General features: G+C 60.7%; 16 protein-coding genes and 2 pseudogenes. 3 read left to right on the top strand and 15 right to left on the bottom strand.

From position 1 onward, the window contains the following. Positions 1–59: 59 nt before the first annotated feature. The 13 genes from ACW5W8_RS03965 to glyA all read right to left on the bottom strand — a co-directional run bounded on the left by ACW5W8_RS03965 (position 60) and on the right by glyA (position 12482). Positions 60–1616 carry an ABC transporter substrate-binding protein gene (locus ACW5W8_RS03965; RefSeq protein ID WP_498626504.1) on the bottom strand — a complete coding sequence of 519 codons (1557 nt, stop codon included), beginning with the start codon at positions 1614–1616 and terminating at the stop codon, positions 60–62. Between the two features lie 70 nt (positions 1617–1686). Further along, positions 1687–3411, bottom strand: coding sequence for a dipeptide ABC transporter ATP-binding protein (locus tag ACW5W8_RS03960; protein WP_498626502.1), 1725 nt, complete (start codon positions 3409–3411; stop codon positions 1687–1689). A 487-nt stretch (positions 3412–3898) separates the two neighbouring features. After that, positions 3899–4393, bottom strand: a complete 495-nt coding sequence (locus ACW5W8_RS03955; protein WP_005349509.1) for a phosphatidylglycerophosphatase A family protein — start codon at positions 4391–4393, stop codon at positions 3899–3901. Beyond that, positions 4390–5349, bottom strand: coding sequence for a thiamine-phosphate kinase (gene thiL, locus ACW5W8_RS03950; protein ID WP_498626501.1), 960 nt, complete (start codon positions 5347–5349; stop codon positions 4390–4392). Before thiL ends, ACW5W8_RS03955 begins: the two co-directional genes overlap by 4 nt. 57 nt (positions 5350–5406) lie before the next feature. After that, entirely contained in the window at positions 5407–5820 is a 414-nt protein-coding gene (gene nusB, locus ACW5W8_RS03945; protein ID WP_498626500.1) for a transcription antitermination factor NusB, read from the bottom strand. A 14-nt stretch (positions 5821–5834) separates the two neighbouring features. Continuing rightward, on the bottom strand, positions 5835–6305 hold the full coding sequence (ribH, locus tag ACW5W8_RS03940) for a 6,7-dimethyl-8-ribityllumazine synthase (RefSeq protein ID WP_005338866.1): 471 nt from the start codon (positions 6303–6305) through the stop codon (positions 5835–5837). Positions 6306–6517: 212 nt separating this feature from the next. Continuing rightward, a complete protein-coding gene (gene ribBA / locus ACW5W8_RS03935) occupies positions 6518–7627 on the bottom strand; it encodes a bifunctional 3,4-dihydroxy-2-butanone-4-phosphate synthase/GTP cyclohydrolase II (protein ID WP_265774469.1) in 1110 nt (369 codons plus the stop codon). Between the two features lie 149 nt (positions 7628–7776). Continuing rightward, entirely contained in the window at positions 7777–8430 is a 654-nt protein-coding gene (locus tag ACW5W8_RS03930; RefSeq protein WP_047438140.1) for a riboflavin synthase, read from the bottom strand. Between the two features lie 55 nt (positions 8431–8485). Further along, the gene (gene ribD, locus ACW5W8_RS03925; protein WP_033114136.1) at positions 8486–9595 is read right to left on the bottom strand and encodes a bifunctional diaminohydroxyphosphoribosylaminopyrimidine deaminase/5-amino-6-(5-phosphoribosylamino)uracil reductase RibD; all 1110 of its coding nucleotides are present in this window, start codon (positions 9593–9595) and stop codon (positions 8486–8488) included. Positions 9596–9692: 97 nt separating this feature from the next. Next, on the bottom strand, positions 9693–10142 hold the full coding sequence (gene nrdR / locus ACW5W8_RS03920; protein ID WP_005338880.1) for a transcriptional regulator NrdR: 450 nt from the start codon (positions 10140–10142) through the stop codon (positions 9693–9695). Positions 10143–10264: 122 nt separating this feature from the next. Beyond that, positions 10265–10597 (bottom strand): NIPSNAP family protein, encoded by a 333-nt coding sequence (locus ACW5W8_RS03915; RefSeq protein ID WP_498626499.1) that lies wholly within the window; start codon positions 10595–10597, stop codon positions 10265–10267. Between the two features lie 75 nt (positions 10598–10672). Beyond that, complete coding sequence (locus ACW5W8_RS03910) at positions 10673–11149, bottom strand: hypothetical protein (protein ID WP_498626498.1); 477 nt, start codon at positions 11147–11149, stop codon at positions 10673–10675. Positions 11150–11228: 79 nt separating this feature from the next. Next, complete coding sequence (gene glyA, locus ACW5W8_RS03905; RefSeq protein ID WP_005338884.1) at positions 11229–12482, bottom strand: serine hydroxymethyltransferase; 1254 nt, start codon at positions 12480–12482, stop codon at positions 11229–11231. 324 nt (positions 12483–12806) lie between these two features. On the opposite strand from glyA, the pseudogene ACW5W8_RS03900 reads away from it, so the two are divergent. Next, positions 12807–13092: pseudogene (locus ACW5W8_RS03900) on the top strand (hypothetical protein). A 51-nt stretch (positions 13093–13143) separates the two neighbouring features. On the opposite strand, the pseudogene torS reads toward ACW5W8_RS03900, so the two are convergent. Continuing rightward, positions 13144–15977 (bottom strand): annotated as a pseudogene (gene torS, locus ACW5W8_RS03895) (TMAO reductase system sensor histidine kinase/response regulator TorS). A gap of 70 nt (positions 15978–16047) precedes the next feature. Between torS and torT the strand changes: the two are divergent. Further along, positions 16048–17094: a TMAO reductase system periplasmic protein TorT gene (torT, locus tag ACW5W8_RS03890; protein ID WP_498626497.1), complete on the top strand. Its 1047-nt coding sequence runs from the start codon at positions 16048–16050 to the stop codon at positions 17092–17094. 37 nt (positions 17095–17131) lie between these two features. Beyond that, positions 17132–17536 (top strand): GFA family protein, encoded by a 405-nt coding sequence (locus ACW5W8_RS03885; RefSeq protein WP_498626495.1) that lies wholly within the window; start codon positions 17132–17134, stop codon positions 17534–17536. Between the two features lie 36 nt (positions 17537–17572). Here ACW5W8_RS03885 and torR read toward each other — a convergent pair whose 3' ends face one another. Then, positions 17573–18286: a two-component system response regulator TorR gene (gene torR, locus ACW5W8_RS03880; RefSeq protein WP_005349498.1), complete on the bottom strand. Its 714-nt coding sequence runs from the start codon at positions 18284–18286 to the stop codon at positions 17573–17575. Positions 18287–18302 lie beyond the last annotated feature (16 nt).

Raw genomic sequence — 18302 nt, 5'->3', positions numbered from 1 at the left:
CTGTTAGTGGGCGGAGTGGCCAGCTGACCACCCCGCCCCGTCCTTCCTTAGCGCTTCGCTTACTTGCTGACCACCAGGTCACCCAGGTAAGGGAAGTTCATCACGTTGACCACCGGCTTGATGTCGACGTTCTTCTTGGCGCCATAGGCCAGATCTTCCCAGTGCAACGGCACGTAGGCAGCATCTTCGATCAGCATGGCTTCGACCTTCTTGAGCATCTCGGCACGCTTGGCCGGATCGGTCTCGGCGTTGGCATCCATCACCAGCTTGTCAGCTTCGGCGTTGGCGTAACCGGCGCAGTTGTACTGGCCCATACCGGTCTTGGCATCCTTGGTGAAGGTCAGGAACTCGAAGAAGTTAGCGGTATCTTCGGTGTCGGAGTGCCAGCCAATCAGCTGCATGTCTGCGGCGCACTTGTCAAACTCAGGCCAGTACTGGGCCACCGGCATGGTCTTCAGATCCACCTTGATGTTGATCTTGGCCAGCATGGCGGAGACAGCCTGGGCAATCTTGACGTCGTTGACGTAGCGGGCAGCCGGGGAGATGAAGGTCATCTTGAAGCCTTTCTCGTAACCGGCCTCTTTCATCAGCTCCTTGGCCTTGGCCAGATCATACTGGGGCACCAGCGCCTCGTTGTGACCGGCATAGCCTTTCGGGCTCAGCTGGCCGGCAGGGGTCCCGAAGCCCTTGTTGATCTTCTCGACAATGCCCACCTGGTTGATGGCGTAGTTGATCGCCTGACGTACACGCTTGTCTTTCAGCGCCGGGTTGGTGTTCTGGTTCAGCTCGATGATGATGGCACGGGTACCGGACAGGGTAACCAGCTGGGAGTCCTTGCCATTCTTCACGCGCTCCAAATCGTTCGGCGCAACCGGATAGATCATGTCCACGTCGCCACCCAGCAGGGCTGCAACACGGGTCGCATCTTCCTTGATGGGCACCACGGTCAGGTTCTCGACGTTACCCTTGGAGGCTTTATCCCAGTAGTTGGCGTTGCGGGCATAGTCCAGCTTCACACCCTGCTCGCGGAACTTGACGGTGAACGGGCCAGTACCGGAGACGTGGGTAGAGGCATAGGAGTCGCCGTTTTTGACGATCTCGGCCTTGTCTTTGCCTGCTTCGGTCTTGCCGGTATAGAACTTGGAGTCCATCGGGAAGATGTAGGTGACGGTCTGCAGCACCAGCGGGAACGGCTTGGCAGTGATCAGATCGACGGTGTAGTCATCGACCTTCTTCACTTCGGCGATAGGATCGAAGATCGCCTTGAAGTCGACGGAGGATTTCAGGCGGTTGACGGTCCACACCACGTCGTCAGCGGTGAAGTCGTTACCGGAGTGGAACTTGACCCCTTTGCGCAGGTGGAAGCGGACGGTCTTGTCATCGACACGCTCGAACTTCTCGGCCAGACGGGGCTCGAACTGCAAGTCCTGGGTGTAACGCATCAGGGGATCGAATACCAGGTGCGACATCTCCAGGGTCTGACCGGAGAGCTGCTCCTGCGGATCCAGCGAAGTGGCGTCAGAAGCGACACCTACCTTGATATCAGCGGCTGAGACACTGAAGGCGAAACCGGCGGCAAACAGCGCCAGGGCAATCTTGGACAATCCTTTCTTCATCTTGTTCTCCATGCTTTTGGCTTTCTTATGACACTTTTTTTGACAAGCAGACCGGCGCACCGGCGCTCTCCTAGCTTGCGATTTCCAGCCCCTCGCGGGACATTCCCTTGAACTCCGGCATGAGGGAGATCAGCTTGCGGCTGTACTCATGCTCGGCATTGGTAAAGAGTTTCTCGGTCTCGGCCACTTCCACCAGATGACCGTGCTGCATCACCCCGATGCGGTCGCACATCTGGCGGATCACCGGCAGATCGTGGCTGATGAACAGCATGGTGAGCTTGAGCTCCTGCTGCAAATCCTTGAGCAGGTTGAGGATCTGGGCCTGCACCGACACATCCAGCGCCGAGGTCGGCTCGTCGCAGATGAGGAAGCGCGGGCGAGTGGCCAGGGCGCGGGCAATGGAGATGCGCTGGCGCTGACCGCCGGAAAACTCGTGGGGATACTTGACCCCGGCACCACGACCGAGACCCACGTGATCCAGCAGATCGCCGACAATCCCCTCAATCTGGCTCTCGCTGCTCGCCAGCTGATGGAAGCGGATCGGCTCGGCAATGATGTCGCGCACCTTCATCCGCGGGTTCATCGACGAATAGGGGTTCTGGAACACCATCTGCATCTGGCGACGCAACGGGCGACGCTCGCGCTCGCTCTTGAGAGCGGTCAGATCGATCCCCTCGAAGAAAATCTTGCCGGTATCAGGCGGATAGAGACCGGTGATGGCGCGGGCAATGGTCGATTTGCCGGAGCCCGATTCCCCCACCAGACCGAAGGTTTCACCCTCGAAGATCTCGAAGCTGATGTTGTTGCAGGCGCGCACATACTGGCGGCGACTCGGGAAGATGGAGTCCTTGGTGACAAACTTCAGGTCGACGTTCTCAACCCGCAGCAGCGCCCCTTCATAGGCACGCTCGTCCTGACTCTGGCCGAGCCAGTGGGTCTTGAGGTCGATATTGGTATCCGGCGCACTGGCATCCTCGATATAGGAGACCAGCGGGAAACGCACCAGCTTCACATCGGAGCGGGGTACCGCCGAGATGAGGCTGCGGGTATAGGGGTGATTGGGGCTGCCCAGCACCTGTTCAGTCAGGCCAAACTCCACAAGATCGCCGCGATACATCACCGCCACCTTGTCGGTAACGTTGGAGACCACCCCCATGTCGTGGGTCACCAGCATGCAGCCCACCTGACGCTCTTTGCAGAGGGCCCGGATAAGCTGGAGGATCTGATCCTGGATGGAGACGTCGAGCGCCGTGGTCGGTTCATCGGCGATGATCAGCTCCGGATCGCAGGAGAGCGCGATGGCGATAACCACCCGCTGACGCATGCCACCAGAGAATTGGTGCGGATACTGCTTGATGCGCAGCTCCGACTGCGGGATACCCACCGCCCCCATCAGCTCCAGCGCCTTGGCAAAAGCGGCTTCGCGAGAGAGGTCGGTATTGGCCAGAATGGTCTCCACCAGCTGATGCTCAACGGTGAACAGCGGGTTGAGGGAGGTCATGGGGTCCTGGAAGATGAACCCGATACGGGAGCCACGGATGGCCCGCATCTCATTCTGGCTCTTGCCGGAGATGAGCTCGCCATTGAGATAGATATCACCACGGGCGATGCGACCCGGCGGGCTCAGCAGATCGATAACGGCGTTGCCGATGGTGGACTTGCCGGCGCCGGATTCACCGACCACCCCGACAATCTCACCCTTTTCGATAGAGAAAGAGAGATCCTTCACCGCGGCCAGCACCCCGTAGCGGGAGGGATACTCGATCCGCAAGTTCTTTACTTCGAGCAAGGACATGTTTACCTCTGCGGGGGACATCCGTCCCAAATAATTCGTCCGTAAATCAGCCGCAGATGCCGGTTGTTACCTTGGGCAATATTTGCTCAATCCATGAGGCAGCGAAACCAGCGATCCGGGCGGGTTTTTTGCATTTTTTTGGAATAACCCGCGAGTAACTTAGACGGTTTGACCACGGGTGTAAATGATTGAGTTATACAATTCCGCAATGTTTTGTGCAGATAACCACCAATTCGGCAGAGATAAATGATGATTTTCATCACACAAATGGCCGGTGCGTCCGTACATCTATTGGTATCATTACTTTAATTTCAACAACAACGCAACAAGCAGCATTTATCACTATTTCCAAAACAATCACCAGCCCCGAATGAGTAGTGAATATTTATGTGAAATGGATGATAAACGGCAGCATATGCCGATGAATGAAAATTAAGCAGATATAAATCGGGGGATGCCAGAACGGTCATCCCCCGGAAGGTGGCTCTCAGCCGAGCCAGAATGCCAGTAATTGCATACAAAACAGGGCGAACAGGCCGGCGATCAGATCGTCCAGCATGATGCCCAGGCCACCGTGGATCCGGCGATCAAACCAGGAGATGGGCCAGGGCTTGAGCACGTCAAACAACCGGAACAGCGCGAAGCCCGCCACCACCCACTCCCAGCCGGCTGGCGCGGCGATCATGGTGACGCCAAAACCGATCACCTCGTCCCAGACGATGGCGCCGTGATCCGGCATGCCGATGGCATCGGTGGCGCTCTGGCAGATACGAATACCGACCACAAAACCCACCGCCAGCAAGGCGATAAACCAGTGGGTCGGCAGACCGCTCACCAGCAGATAGAGCGGAATGGCCGCCAGGGTGCCCATGGTGCCCGGCGCCTTGGGGCTGAGACCGGAACCAAACCCCACCGCCAAAAAATGAAGCGGATTTTTCAGATCCAGTCGTGTCAGCTCGGGCTTTATCCTGAACAAACTCATGCGAAGTGATCCCACCCTTTCAGTTGCAACTCGACCGCTTGGTCGCCACGCAGGTAGTCGATGCCCGGCTCGCCAGCCACGATGCGGCCGATACGGCTGAACTTGACCCCGCTGTGGGCCAGTGCCGTATCGAGCGCGCCACGATGCTCCTCCGGTACGGTAAAACAGAGCTCGTAGTCATCGCCACCGGCCAACGCCAGTTGCCACGCCTCCTGCTCGCTCACCGCATCCTGCAACACCGGCGAGAGCGGCAGCAGATCGAGATCGATCTGGGCCCGCACGCCGGAGGCCTTGAGGATATGGCCGAGATCCGATGCCAGACCGTCGGAGAGATCCAGCGCACTGCCCGCCAGCCCGCGCAGCGCCTGACCGGCCAGAATGCGGGGATGGGGGTGGTCGAGCCGTGGCAGCACAGCTGCCAACTGGTTCTCGTTGAGGGTGCGTTTGCCCAGCAGGTGGGAGAGCGCCAGCGCGGCATCTCCCAGAGTGCCGGTCACATAGACGCCGTCACCGGCTTTGGCACCGCTGCGCATCAGGGCTCGTCCGGCAGGCACCGATCCCTTCACCGAGATGGTGATGGAGAGCGGCCCACGGGTCATGTCTCCGCCCACCAGCGCCACATTGTAGTACTCGGCCAGCTCCAGAAACCCTTCGGCAAAACCGGCGACCCAACCTTCGTTAATGGCAGGCAAGGTCAGCGCCAGCGACACCCAGCGCGGCTCGGCCCCCATGGCGGCGAGATCGGAGAGATTGACCGCCAGCGCCTTGTAGCCGAGATCCACCGGATCCATGTCGGGAAAGAAGTGTACGCCGCTCACCAGAGTGTCGGTGCTCACCGCCAGTTGAGTATCGGGGGGCAGGGTCAGCAGGGCACAGTCATCTCCAGGGCCCATCACCACGTCCTTGCGGGCGTGGGGGACCTTGAAGTACTTATCAATCAGCTCAAATTCACCCATACAGTAAAAAGCCAGCAATAAGCTGGCTCCTCTCTTAGATGCTGACGGACAGCAGGATCAACGCTTGTTCAGCGACTTGATCACCTTGTCCAGTACACCGTTGACAAACTTGTGGCTGTCATCGGCAGCAAAAGCTTTGGCCAGCTCGATCGCTTCGTTGATGACCACGCGCGGCGGTACATCATCACGACGGGTCAGCTCATAGGTCGCCAGACGCAGGATCGCCTTGTCCACCATGTCCACTTCTTCCAGCGGACGGGAGAGGAAAGGTGCAAACACCTTGTCCAGCTCGTTGCAGTGGAGGGCTACCCCGAACAGCAGATCGCGGAAATAGTTCAGGTCTACACCCTTGGTGTCCTGATCGATCTTGAACTGCTCTTCGATGTCACCCACGTTAGCCTTGGTCATCTGCCACTGGTAGATGGCCTGGGTGGCGCAATGGCGGGCTTTACGGCGCTCAGACGGTTTCAATGTACTTCTCCTCGTTACACGTCCAGTTCTTTCAGGACGTTGATCATTTCGAGCGCTGCCAGTGCAGCCTCTGCACCCTTGTTACCCGCCTTGGTACCTGCACGCTCGATGGCTTGTTCAATGTTTTCAGTGGTCAGCACCCCGAAGGCAACGGGAATTTCATATTCCATCATTACCTGAGCCATGCCTTTGCTGTTCTCGTTTGCCACCAGGTCGAAGTGGTAGGTGCCGCCACGGATGACAGTACCGACCGCCACGATGGCGTCATATTGACCACTCTTGGCCAGCTTTTTGATGACCAATGGCATTTCAACCGCGCCCGGCACTTTTACCAGTGTCAGGTTGCTGTCCTGCACTTGACCTTGACGCTTCAGTACGTCCACCGCACCGTTCACCAGGCTGTCGTTGATGAAGCTGTTGAAACGGGCAACAACAATAGCAACGCGCGCCTCAGGAGCGGCGATATTTCCTTCGATAACCTTCATTGGAAATCCTGTATCTGTGCAATCAAAAGGGCCGGAGTCAAAAGTGCGCACATTCTAGCACAACAGACCCACGACAAAAACCATGGCCGCAATAGACAGCCATGATCGCGATTTAACCAGTCCGGCGAGCTTACTCGCCGACGTACTCAACCACTGCCAGACCGAAGCCACCCTGAAGGGGATGGTACTTCTCTGGTAGAACCTTGAGTCCTTTACTCGCCGACGTATTCCACTACTTCCAGCCCGAAACCACCGAGGGCATGGTACTTCTTCGGCGAGCTCAACAGGCGCATCTTGCTTACGCCAAGGGCCTTGAGGATCTGGGAGCCAACACCAACCCGGCGTGAAGTGCCCTGCCACTTGGCCCCTTCCGGCGCCAACCCCTTGTCGGCGGCTTCAAAACCCTTGACCCGGGCCAGCAGCTCGGCGCCGTGTGCTTCCGCTCCCAAAATCACCAGCACGCCGCCCTCGTCGGCGATGCGGGCCATGGACTTGGGCAGCGGCCAGCTGCGGGCTGCGTGGCGGTCGGTCAGCAGCAGATCGCTCAGCACATCGTGCAGATGGACGCGCACCAGGGTCGGCTGATCGGCCTGCACCTCACCCTTTTTCAGGGCGAAGTGAACCTGATTGTCGATGGTGTCGCGGAAGGTGATAAGGTCAAACTCGCCAAACTCGGTGGGCAGCTTGCACTCGGCCACCTTCTCGACCGTGGTCTCGTGCTGGTTGCGGTACTCGATAAGATCGGCGATGGTGCCAAGCTTGATGCCGTGCTCCTCGGCGAAGATCTCCAGGTCAGGGCGGCGCGCCATGGTGCCATCTTCGTTGAGGATCTCGACGATGACGGCGGCAGGCTCGAAACCGGCCAGACGGGCCAGATCGCAACCGGCTTCGGTGTGACCGGCACGGGTCAGCACGCCGCCATCCTGCGCCATCAGCGGGAAGATGTGGCCCGGCTGCACCAGATCGGCCGCCTTGGCATTGGGCGCCACAGCGGCCTGCACGGTCACCGCACGATCGGCGGCTGAGATACCTGTGGTCACCCCTTCGGCCGCCTCGATGGAGACGGTAAAGGCGGTGGAGAACTGGGCATTGTTGCGATCCACCATCAGCGGCAGCGCCAATTGCTTGCAGCGATCCCGGGTCAGGGTCAGGCAGATGAGGCCACGGCCGTAGCGGGCCATGAAGTTGATATCCTCCGGACGGACGCAGGAGGCGGCCATGATGAGGTCCCCTTCGTTCTCCCTGTCTTCGTCATCCATCAGGATCACCATCTTGCCAGCCTTGATATCGGCAATGATTTCCTGGGTTGTGCTCAGCGCCATGGGCTACTCCATCAGTGTGCTTGGGGGTTGAGCCAGCAGGCTCAACGCAAATGCGAGTGTATGTTGCTCTAGATTGGGGCTAGCGGCTCCATTTCAATCAGAGCGGGATCACAGAAAATCGTTTTGGGGGCCAGATTCAGCGCACACCGTCAGAGAAAACCGGCCTTGGCCAGCGTCTCCATGGTCAGGGTCGAAGCGCTGCTCTCCTGACTTTTCCCCATCATCAGCCGCTCCAGATAGCGGGCGATCTGATCCACCTCGAGGTTGACCTTGTGGCCCGGCTTCCAGCTGGCGATGGTGGTCTCCTGCGCGGTATGGGGCACGATGGTCAGGCGGAAAAGGTCCCCCTGCACCGCGTTGACGGTGAGGCTGATGCCATCCACCGCAATGGAGCCCTTCTCGGCGATATAGCGGGAGAGTTCCCCCGGCGCCTTGATCCAGTACTCGATGGCGCGGCCGCTGCTGGAGACGCTTTTCACTTCCCCTACCCCATCCACATGGCCGGAGACCAGATGGCCGCCGAGGCGGGAGGTGGGCATCAGCGCCTTCTCGAGGTTGACCCGATCGCCCACTCTGGCGGCGGCAAAGCCGGTACGGGAGAGGGTTTCCAGCGACACGTCGGCGGTATAGCTCTTGTCACCAAGAGCAACCACGGTGAGGCAGACGCCGTTGGTGGCGATAGAGTCGCCCAGTTTGACGTCACTGAAGTCGAGATGCGGCGCATGAACGGTGAGGGCCATGTCGTCGCCCTGACGGCGCAGTTCGGCCAGGGTTCCCACCGCTTCGATAATTCCGGTAAACATGCAGATCACCTTGCTGATGACGGGGGCTGATTATGCCCCCTTGAACATTGATAAATCAGGCTATTTTGGCGGTAATGCGAATATCCGGTCCCACCATGCGCACATCCTTGATGGCGAGCTTAGGGGCCTGGAACAGTCGGGTCAGACCCGGCAGATGGAACAGGCCGCGCCCCTCGTCGCCCATCAGTTTGGGCGCCTGATAGAGCACCAGCTCATCCACCAGCCCTTTTTCCAGCAGAGCGCCGCACAGCCGCGGGCCCGCCTCGACCAGAACCGAGTTGACGTTCTGCTTGGCCAGCAGCATGAAGAGGCTGACCAGATCCAGCTTGCCATCCAGCAGCGGCAGCTCCAGCTGCTGCACCCACGCGGGCCACTCGCCGGATGCCTTGTGGCGGGCCAGCAGCACCGGACTCTCGCTCTGGAACAGCGGCAAGTCTGGGGTGAGCCGGTTTTGCGAATCGACGATGACCCGCAGCGGCTGGCGCAGGGTCTCTTTGGGATAACTTGCCTTGACCGAGGGGGGAAGCTCGTCCCAGCGCACGGTCAGGGAGGCACCATCGGCCAGCACGGTTTCAGCGCTGGAGAGTACCGCATCGTGGCGGGCCCGCAGTCGTTGCACATCGCGGCGCGCATCCGGGGAGGTGATCCACTGGCTCTCACCGCTCGCCATGGCAGTGCGGCCATCGAGGCTGGCTCCCAACTTGACGGTCACCCGCGGGAAGGCGGTACGCATCCGCTTGAAAAAGCCCGGGTTGAGCGCTTCGGCTTCACTCGCCAGCAGGCCGAAATCTGTCTTGATGCCCGCTTCGGAGAGCATGCGCAGGCCACGCCCACCCACCTGGGGATTGGGATCGACCATGGCCGCCACCACCCGGGCCACGCCAGCGTTGATCAGCGCTTCGGCGCAGGGGGGAGTACGACCGTGGTGGGAGCAGGGCTCGAGGGTTACATAGGCGGTAGCGCCACGGGCGTTGTCACCGGCGGCGCGCAGGGCGTAAACCTCGGCATGGGGCTCGCCCGCTTTCTGATGCCACCCTTCGCCAACCACCACGCCATCCTTGACCAGCACGGCGCCGACGCAGGGGTTGGGGGCCGTGGTGTAGCGGCCGCGGCGGGCCAGTTCGAGGGCCCGACTCATCCATTGGTAATCATCTTGACTAAACATTCGGGCTCCTTTGACAACACATCTCGACTTTACGCAGTATCGTAGGTTCGATTAGCGCAGCGTAATCGGACGCGGCAACATGGGTGAGAATGGCGGTTTACTTCTCCAGCTTGGCAATCTCTTCGCCAAACTCGCGAATATCTTCGAAGCTGCGATAGACGGAGGCAAAGCGGATATAGGCCACCTTGTCCAGACTCTTGAGCTCATCCATCACCAGATTGCCCACCAGCTCGGAGGCGACTTCACGCTCGCCGGTGGCACGCAGGCGGGATTTGATATGGTTGACCGCCTTTTCGATGGCCTCCATGCTCACCGGCCGCTTCTCCAGCGCCCGCAGGATGCCGGCACGCAGCTTGTCTTCATTGAACGGCTCGCGGGAACCGTTGGACTTGATGACGCGGGGCATCACCAGCTCGGCCATCTCGAAGGTGGTAAAACGCTCGTGACAGAGCAGACACTCACGACGGCGGCGCACCTGATGGCCTTCTGCCACCAGACGGGAATCGATCACCTTGGTATCAACCGCACTACAGAATGGGCAATGCATCGGACCTCCGGCGTTAATGGAACAGGGACCGGCCCGGCGGGCCAGGATCTAGGTCGGCCAGTGTAGCACGGCCATCCAGAACCGGTAAAAGCCCGTGGAAACAAGGGATGTGACAGATGCCATCAGCAACCACGGAGTGCATCAATGGCGACATCAGACAACCAGAGCACAGTATTGGCGTCGCTCTCGATCAACTCGACAATGGCTTCTCTCGGACCTGTCCGCCATGCTTCAGTGGCATAGAATGCCCCCTGTGAACGGTTCAATTCCTCAAGGTCATCGTAAGCCCGCATCAAAAAATAAACGTCCGGATCATGAAGGGAGGGTCCGTGATTCACCACATCCATCCCCCACTCACGATGTAGAGGCAAACTCTGCTCTGCCACCAACTTATGAAAAATCGCTCCACTCCCGGCTTTGAGCCGATAGTTCCGAATCTCTAGCACTCTCTTCACTGAGCTCTCTCCTGCAATCTATCTCTTGAAAAATAGTGTTTCCGATGTTCCCCCTTACTATCCAATCAACCGAGCTCAGTCGTCATAAGGCAGGGCATCGGGGTCGCAGCCCTGATAATCGGGCGCCGGATCCACGGCAAAGCGACGCGCCTCGATATGGCTATGGCCCAGCAGCAACGCCTTGCCAATCCTGTGCATGCCATCCATCACCCGACCGGCGCTGTCGAGAATGACCGGGTAGGCGAGATCCGCCGCCATGATGAGCTGGCAGTGCTCGACCACGCTGCGCACCGTGGGAGTGGCGCTGCCATGGCCATACCAGTGATCACGGTCAAGCTCGGCAATGTCGCTCAATGCCACCGCCTGCAGCGGCAGATCACGGCTCAGTCGCACCAACCGCCGTACATCCCATGCCAGCAGCCCCTGCTCACTGGCACGAAAATGGTACTGGGCGCGGATTGCCAGCCGAAGCTCCGCCTCCAGCGCCTTGTCCCGCTCTGCGCAGGAGTGTGCCTCTTCGCTCTGCATCTTCTCTTCGCGGTTCAATCTCATCCCTCCCCTGCTGCCCAACGCCATAAAAAACAATGCCACCCGCAGGTGGCATTGGTCTCAAACCGGATGGTCTGACTTATCAGCCATAAACCGGGAAGCGGCGGCAGATATCCAGCACCTTCTCACGCACGGTGGCCAGCACGGCATCGTTGTCGTGGTTGTCCAGTACGTCGCAGATCCAGTGGGTCAGCTCGATGGACTCGGCTTCCTTGAAACCGCGGCGAGTGATGGCCGGGGTACCGATCCGCACACCGGAGGTGACGAACGGGGAGCGCGGATCGTTCGGCACGGAGTTCTTGTTGACGGTGATGTTGGCTTTGCCCAACGCAGCGTCAGCATCCTTACCGGTCAGCTCGCGGCCGATCAGATCAACCAGCATCAGGTGGTTGTCGGTACCGCCGGAGACGATCTTGTAACCGCGCTCGATAAAGGTGGCGGCCATCGCCTTGGCGTTCTTGACAACCTGAGCCTGATAGGTCTTGAACTCCGGCTCCAGCGCCTCTTTGAAGGCAACGGCTTTACCGGCGATGACGTGCATCAGCGGGCCACCCTGACCACCCGGGAAGACGGCAGAGTTGAGCTTCTTGTAGAGCTCCTCGTCGTCAGCGGCAGAGAGGATCAGACCACCGCGCGGACCGGCCAGGGTCTTGTGGGTGGTGGAGGTGACCACGTGAGCGTGGGGAACCGGGTTCGGGTAGACGCCAGCGGCAATCAGACCAGCCACGTGAGCCATGTCGACGAACAGGTAAGCCCCGACCTTGTCGGCGATTTCGCGCATGCGGGCCCAGTCAACGATGCCGGAGTAGGCGGAGAAGCCACCGATCATCATCTTCGGCTTGTGCTCGACAGCCTGACGTTCCATGTCGTCGTAGTCGATCTTGCCGGACTCATCGATACCGTAAGGCACGATGTTGTAAAGCTTGCCGGAGAAGTTGACCGGAGAGCCGTGGGTCAGGTGACCGCCGTGGGCCAGGTTCATGCCCAGTACGGTGTCGCCCGGCTGGAGCAGAGCCATGTAAACGGCGCTGTTGGCCTGGGAGCCGGAGTGCGGCTGCACGTTGGCGTAGGTGGCACCGAACAGCTCTTTGGCGCGCTCGATGGCCAGGGTTTCGACCACATCCACATACTCGCAACCACCGTAGTAACGCTTGGAGGGGTAACCTTCGGCGTACTTGTTGGTCAGCTGGGAGCCCTGGGCTTCCATGACACGGGGGCTGGTGTAGTTCTCAGACGCAATCAGCTCGATATGTTCTTCCTGACGACGGGTTTCGTCTGTGATGGCCTGCCACAATTGCGGATCATAATTGGCGATGGTCATGTCACGTTTCAACATCCGTTTCTCTCCTGAAAATCGTTTGCGCGTTAGGTGAAGTGGGCGCGGGCATTGTAACGTGAGCTGGATCAAAGAGACAGTCCAACCACCTAAAAAAATGTTGAATTTATGTTGTGAAAAACAAGATTCCCTCCCTGTTCAATACCCTGGCCGCTCAGCCAAACGGCACATTTCTCATCCCGCGGCGGGCGGGCAAAACCCGAAGGGGATCACAACGCCCTCTTTATCCATCCTGTAACATATTCATTCGAAACAAATTTAATGGTGATGGAGCTGATTGCAGCCATGCATCCGAGGGGTTGCACCTAACCGGAGGAGTTCAAGATGGACCATCTGCTGACATTCGTGATCCTGGCTGTCTTTTTTCTGTTCTACTGGGTCTACTACACCAGCCAGCGCAAACATGTTCCCACCACCTCGTGGGAGCAGCTCCCCACCAAAGCCAGAATATCTGGCGGCCCACCCTGAATCAGTCGATGGCGATATCATCTTCTGTTATCACTGCGGCCACCACGAGTTGCTGGAGGTGGGCATGGTGCACCTGAGCGATTTTCGCCGGGAATGGGTCTGCGCCAAGTGCAAGCAGGTGCTGTTTCGCGAAATAGAATAACGGCGCAGGGACTGGCCACCCCCTCTGAACGTTGTACATCGCCAGCAGGGATCAGAACGGCGAATCCCTGTTGGCCACCAGCCACTGCTGCAACCCGCTCAGCGCCGCGTCAAATTGCGCCCCGATTGCCGCAGGCTCCCCGCCTCCCGCCTCAAGAGCCGCACATTGGCTGGCCAATTCGGTCAACCCAAGCGCCAGCGCACTCCCCTTGAGCTTGTGCGCCAGCTGACGTTGCTCACTCCCCTCCCCCAGGGCCAACTCATCCACCAACACCCGCCCTTGCGACTCAAACAGCGCAACCAGCTGGCGGATCCGCGCCATGCCGAGCAGGGGCAGATCGGCATCCAGCACCGGATTGGCCCACTCTGGCTGGTTAGTTGGGGGCACAACTACTGATAACTGCACCCGCGGCTCGATAGAGGCGCCCTCCTGCCGAAACAGCTGATCGATGGCGTTCGCCAGCACCGCCAGCCGCACCGGCTTGCCGACAAAATCGACAAACCCGGCGGCAAGGCAGTGGCGGATATCCTCCGGATACATCTGGGCCGAGATGGCGATGGCGGGCAGCGGCCGTTCATGCATCTCCTCACTGATGGCAGCCAGATCCTCGCGCAGGGTCATGCCGTCCATATCGGGCAGATTGATATCGAGCAGCGCCAGCTCGAAGGGGCGCTCGGTTACCAGCGCCAGCGCGCTGCGACCATCCTCCGCCAGAGTGACGCGATGACCGAGGCGGGTCAGCATGCCGTGCGCCACCAGCCGGTTTATCTCGTTATCCTCCACCAGCAGGATGTCGCGGGACTGGCCAAGGTGCAGCGGTTGTGCCTCGGCGGGCAGCTGGGCACTCGAGCGTTGCAAGGGCAGGCTGAAGCTGAATTCACACCCCTGGCCCGGTTCGCTGGCAAGGTTCAGCTCGCCCCCCATGGCGGCCACCAGCTTGCGGCTGATCGCCAGTCCCAGCCCGGTGCCGCCCTGATGGCCCATATCACGCTTACGCTGGCGAAACGCCTCAAACACCGCCTCCTGCTCATCGGCCGGAATGCCGGGGCCGGTATCGCGCACCACGAAGCGGATGCAGGGCTCGGCACAAGGGCCTTGGCAGGCAAGAGGCGCCACCGTCAGGGTAATCTGGCCACGGGCGGTAAACTTGACCGCATTGCCGAGCAAGTTGCCGAGCACCTGGCGCAGCTTGCCCAGATCCCCCTCGACCACAGGCGCCAGCCCGGGCGCATATTCCAGCACCAGGGTGACCCCCTTGGCCTCTGCCTTTGGCCGAAACAGCGCGCTCAGCTCATCCACCAGCTGGAACAGGGGGAAGGGTTCGCGGCGCGCCTCCACATGGCCCGCCTCTATCTTGGAGTAGTCGAGAATGTCGTTGAGGATCTCCAGCAGGGATTCGCCGCTGTGCTCGATGGCGGCCAGATAGCGCTGCTGGGTCTCGCTGAGGTGGGTATCTTCCAGCAGCGTCAGGCCCCCGAGAATGCCGTTCATGGGGGTGCGGATCTCGTGGCTCATGGTGGCGAGAAACACCGACTTGGCCCGGTTGGCCTGCTCTGCCTCGGCGCGGGCCAGTCGCTGCTTTTCCACCTCTTGATTGAGACGCTCGTTGGCATGCCTGAGCTGGCCGGTGCGCTCCTCGACTCGCGACTCCAGCTCGCGCTGATAGCGCCCCAGCTCGACGGCATTGTCACGAAATACCTGCAGCGCCCGCCCCAGTTCGGCCAGCTCATCGTGCCCCGCCCCGACGATGGGCGCGAAGGGCGCCAGATCCCCCTGCGCCAACCGACTCATCCCCGCCACCGCCCGCTGCAGCGGCCAGACGATCCGGCCGTAGACCATGCGCCACATCAACAGCATCAGCAGCATCAGCGTGAGCAGGCCAATTCCCATCAACGCCTGCTCCAGCAGTTTAAGGCGCTGCCTCAACGCCTGCTGACTCTCGCCAAGGGACGCACGGGCGCTGCTGACCAGCTCACCCACCTGCCGGTTGAGACGGCTCATCAAGGCATCGTTGGCATTGGCCAACACCCGCAGCGCCTCTCCCTTGCCGAGCCAGTCGCTGCGCAGTTGCATCAGCTTGTCACTCTGTGCCAGCACGGTCAGCGCCTGCTCCACCGCTTGCCGGCGTGCCGGATCGGTCACCGCCCCGGCACGCAATCGCAAGATGGCCAGCTCGCGCTGCCCATCCTGCCGCAGCGTCTGCAATTGATCATGCTGTTCGCTGCGCCATATCTCCTCGATGCGCTGCTGCTGCATCAGGGTGCGATGGCGCAGCTCGGTCATCTGCTCCAGCCAGTCGAGATCCTGCTCCAGCAAGCGGTCCAGGGTCCGCGCAGCCCGCTCTCCCTGCTGTTGATAGAGTGAGCCAAGCCCTGCCACCATCACGGTTTCGGCATTCTCCATCTGGCTGCGAGCCAGCTCGGCAATCTGGCCAGCCGCGGCCACCAGACGGGCGCGCTGTGCCTCCCCCTCGCTCATCAGGGTCAATCGCTCTCCCACCAGCCAGCCCTGCTGGCCCAAATTGCCGATGATGCTCTGGCTCAACCGATCGAGCGCAGCCATGCCCTGCGGCAGATCGTCCCGCCCCAGCTGTTTGAGCACGCGCTGCATCTCTTGTCCCTGCAGGGTGAGCAGGCGCCCCTGATACTCCCGCTCCTGCTCGCTGGTTGCGGTGGCCAGCAGCCTTGACGCGCTCTGGATCTCACCGCTGAGGCGAGAGAGCGTGCGGCCAGCTCCTGATCGGCCAGAGTCTGCTGCACCCCTTGCTCCAGCTGGCGCAGATGGCTAAGCCCCACCCAACCCAGCAGGGAGGCACTCAGGGTCAACAACGCCATCAAGGAGAAGGCCAGCAGCAACTTGCCACCCAGGCCGGAAAAGATTCTCACGGGAAGTCCCTTGGTTGTGGTCGGCTTTGACCGGATAATATGGCCCAACACTTTAACAAAACCCCTGGCCATGCGAAGCGTCTATCTCTCCCCCTTGTTGCTGATCTGGTTGCTAATGCTTCCCCGCGCCGCCCTCGCCTTTGCGGTGGATATCTGGCCCGGCGGCGAATTTGGTGGCCAGCCGGTGCGCCAGCAGTGGCCAGCCCCCGCCGCCGCAACCAAGCCGCTGACCCTCTGTGCCCTCTACCCCCATCTGCGCGACGCCTACTGGCTCTCGGTCAATCAGGGCATGGTGGACGAGGCGAAGCGACTAGGAGTCAAGTTGCAGATCCACGAAGCAGGGGGCTATGGCGCCCTCGCCGAGCAGCGTCAGCAGTTGCAGCGCTGCGTGCAGGAAGGGAGCAATGCCATCTTGCTCGGCGCGGTGAGCTATCAGGGCTTGCGCGAGGCCATCAAGGTCACGCCGCTGCCGGTCTTTGGACTGGTCAACGATCTGCCCAGCGGTCTGGTGCAAGCGAAGGTGGGGGTCTCCTGGTACCAGATGGGCTGGCAGATTGGCCACTGGCTGGCGCAGCGCCACCCCGCCGGCAGCAAACCGGTCTCGGTTGCCCTCTTCCCTGGCCCGCAGGCGAGCGGCGGCAACAACTTCGTCGAGCCGGGCTTTGCCGACGCCATCAAGGGGAGCGCCATCAAGCTGGTCACCACCGAGCGCGGCGACAACAGCCGGGAAATCCAGCGCACGCTGGTGCAGCAGACGCTGGCCCGCTATCCCGACCTCGACTATCTGGTGGGGGGCGCCATCGCCGCCGAAGTGGCCGTCAACGAACTGTCACAGCGCCATCTCGACAGACCCCTGGTGCTGAGCACCTACTTCAGCCACGGGGTACAGCGGGGCCTGCGCCGGGGCAAGATCCTCGCCGCCAACAGCGATCAGATGCGGCTGCAGGGGCGCCTTGCGGTCGCTCAGGCGGTCTGCCTGCTGCAACACCATGATGCCAGTGCCGAACAGTGTCCGCGGGTGATGGGGCCACCCATTCTGACGCTGTCTGCGCCGCTGGCCGACCCCGCAGATTCCCTCTCGGATGGCGCTTTTCGTCCCGTCTATCGGGTCGAATAGCCGTTCAAAATCCGATTAGCACACTCAAGGAGAAGAGATGAAAGAGTTACATGCCAGCTGCCTGTGCGGCGCCGTCGCCCTGACCCTGCCGGATCAGTTCGACTATATGGGGAACTGCCACTGCAGCGAATGCCGCAAGTTTTCAGGGGGAGATTACGCCTCGGTCGGCGGACTGGATGGCAACCAGGTCACCATAGTGAAGGGGAAAGAGGCCATCGGCCGCTACCGCAAATCGGCAGAGACCACCCTGGCCTTCTGTCGTCACTGCGGTTCCAGCCTGTTCAGCCAGAAGAGCAGCAGCGGCAAGATCAATCTGCGGTTGGGGGTACTGGACGATGTGCCGAGCCAGCGACCCGCGTTTCACATCTTCGTCGGCTCCAAGGCGCCCTGGCACCAGATTGGCGACGACTGCCCGCAGTTTGATACCCGCCCGCCGGTCTGATACCCGGTCAAACAGGTCAAGGCCGCCGCAACGGGCTCAGGAGGCTATCTCGCCGGCAAACAGATAGCCTTCACCATGGACGGTGACAAACAGCTGGGGATCCCGCGGATCCGCTTCCATCTTGCCGCGCAGCCGCCGGATCAACACGTCTATGGTGCGATCGCTCGGGCCATCGCCGCGATGGCTGATGAGGGTCAGGATCCGCTCCCGACTGAGCACCCGCCCGGCATGGGCGACAAAGGCCACCAGCACTTCATATTCGGCCTTGGTCAGACGCACCGGCACCCCGTCCTTGCTGAGCTGGCGGCGGGGAATATCAAACCGCCAGGGGCCGAAGCGCACAGCATCATCAGCCACCGCAGGCTCGCTCGGCGCGGCGGCCGCCAGCGAGATCCGCCACAGCAGATTCTTGACCCGCACCAGCAGTTCCCTGAGCTCGAACGGCTTGGTGACATAGTCATCGGCTCCCATCTCGAGGCCGACTATCCGGTCTACCGCATCACTGCGGCCGGTGACCAGAATGATCCCCACCGTGCTGCGCGCCCGCAGTTCACGGGTCAGCAGCAGACCATCTTCCCCCGGCAGGTTGATATCCAGCATCACCAGATCGACCGGCTGCTCCGCCAGCACGGCGCGCATCTCCTGGCCGTTTTCGACCGCCGTCACCCGATAGCCCTCCCGCTCGAAATAGCCGGTCAGCTTCTCGCGGGTAACCGCATCATCTTCAACAACCAGAATGTGGTAGCTCATGGGCAGGGTTCACGAT

The organism is Aeromonas aquatilis (genome assembly GCF_054052405.1).
This window is presented reverse-complemented; position numbering and strand designations above follow the sequence as displayed.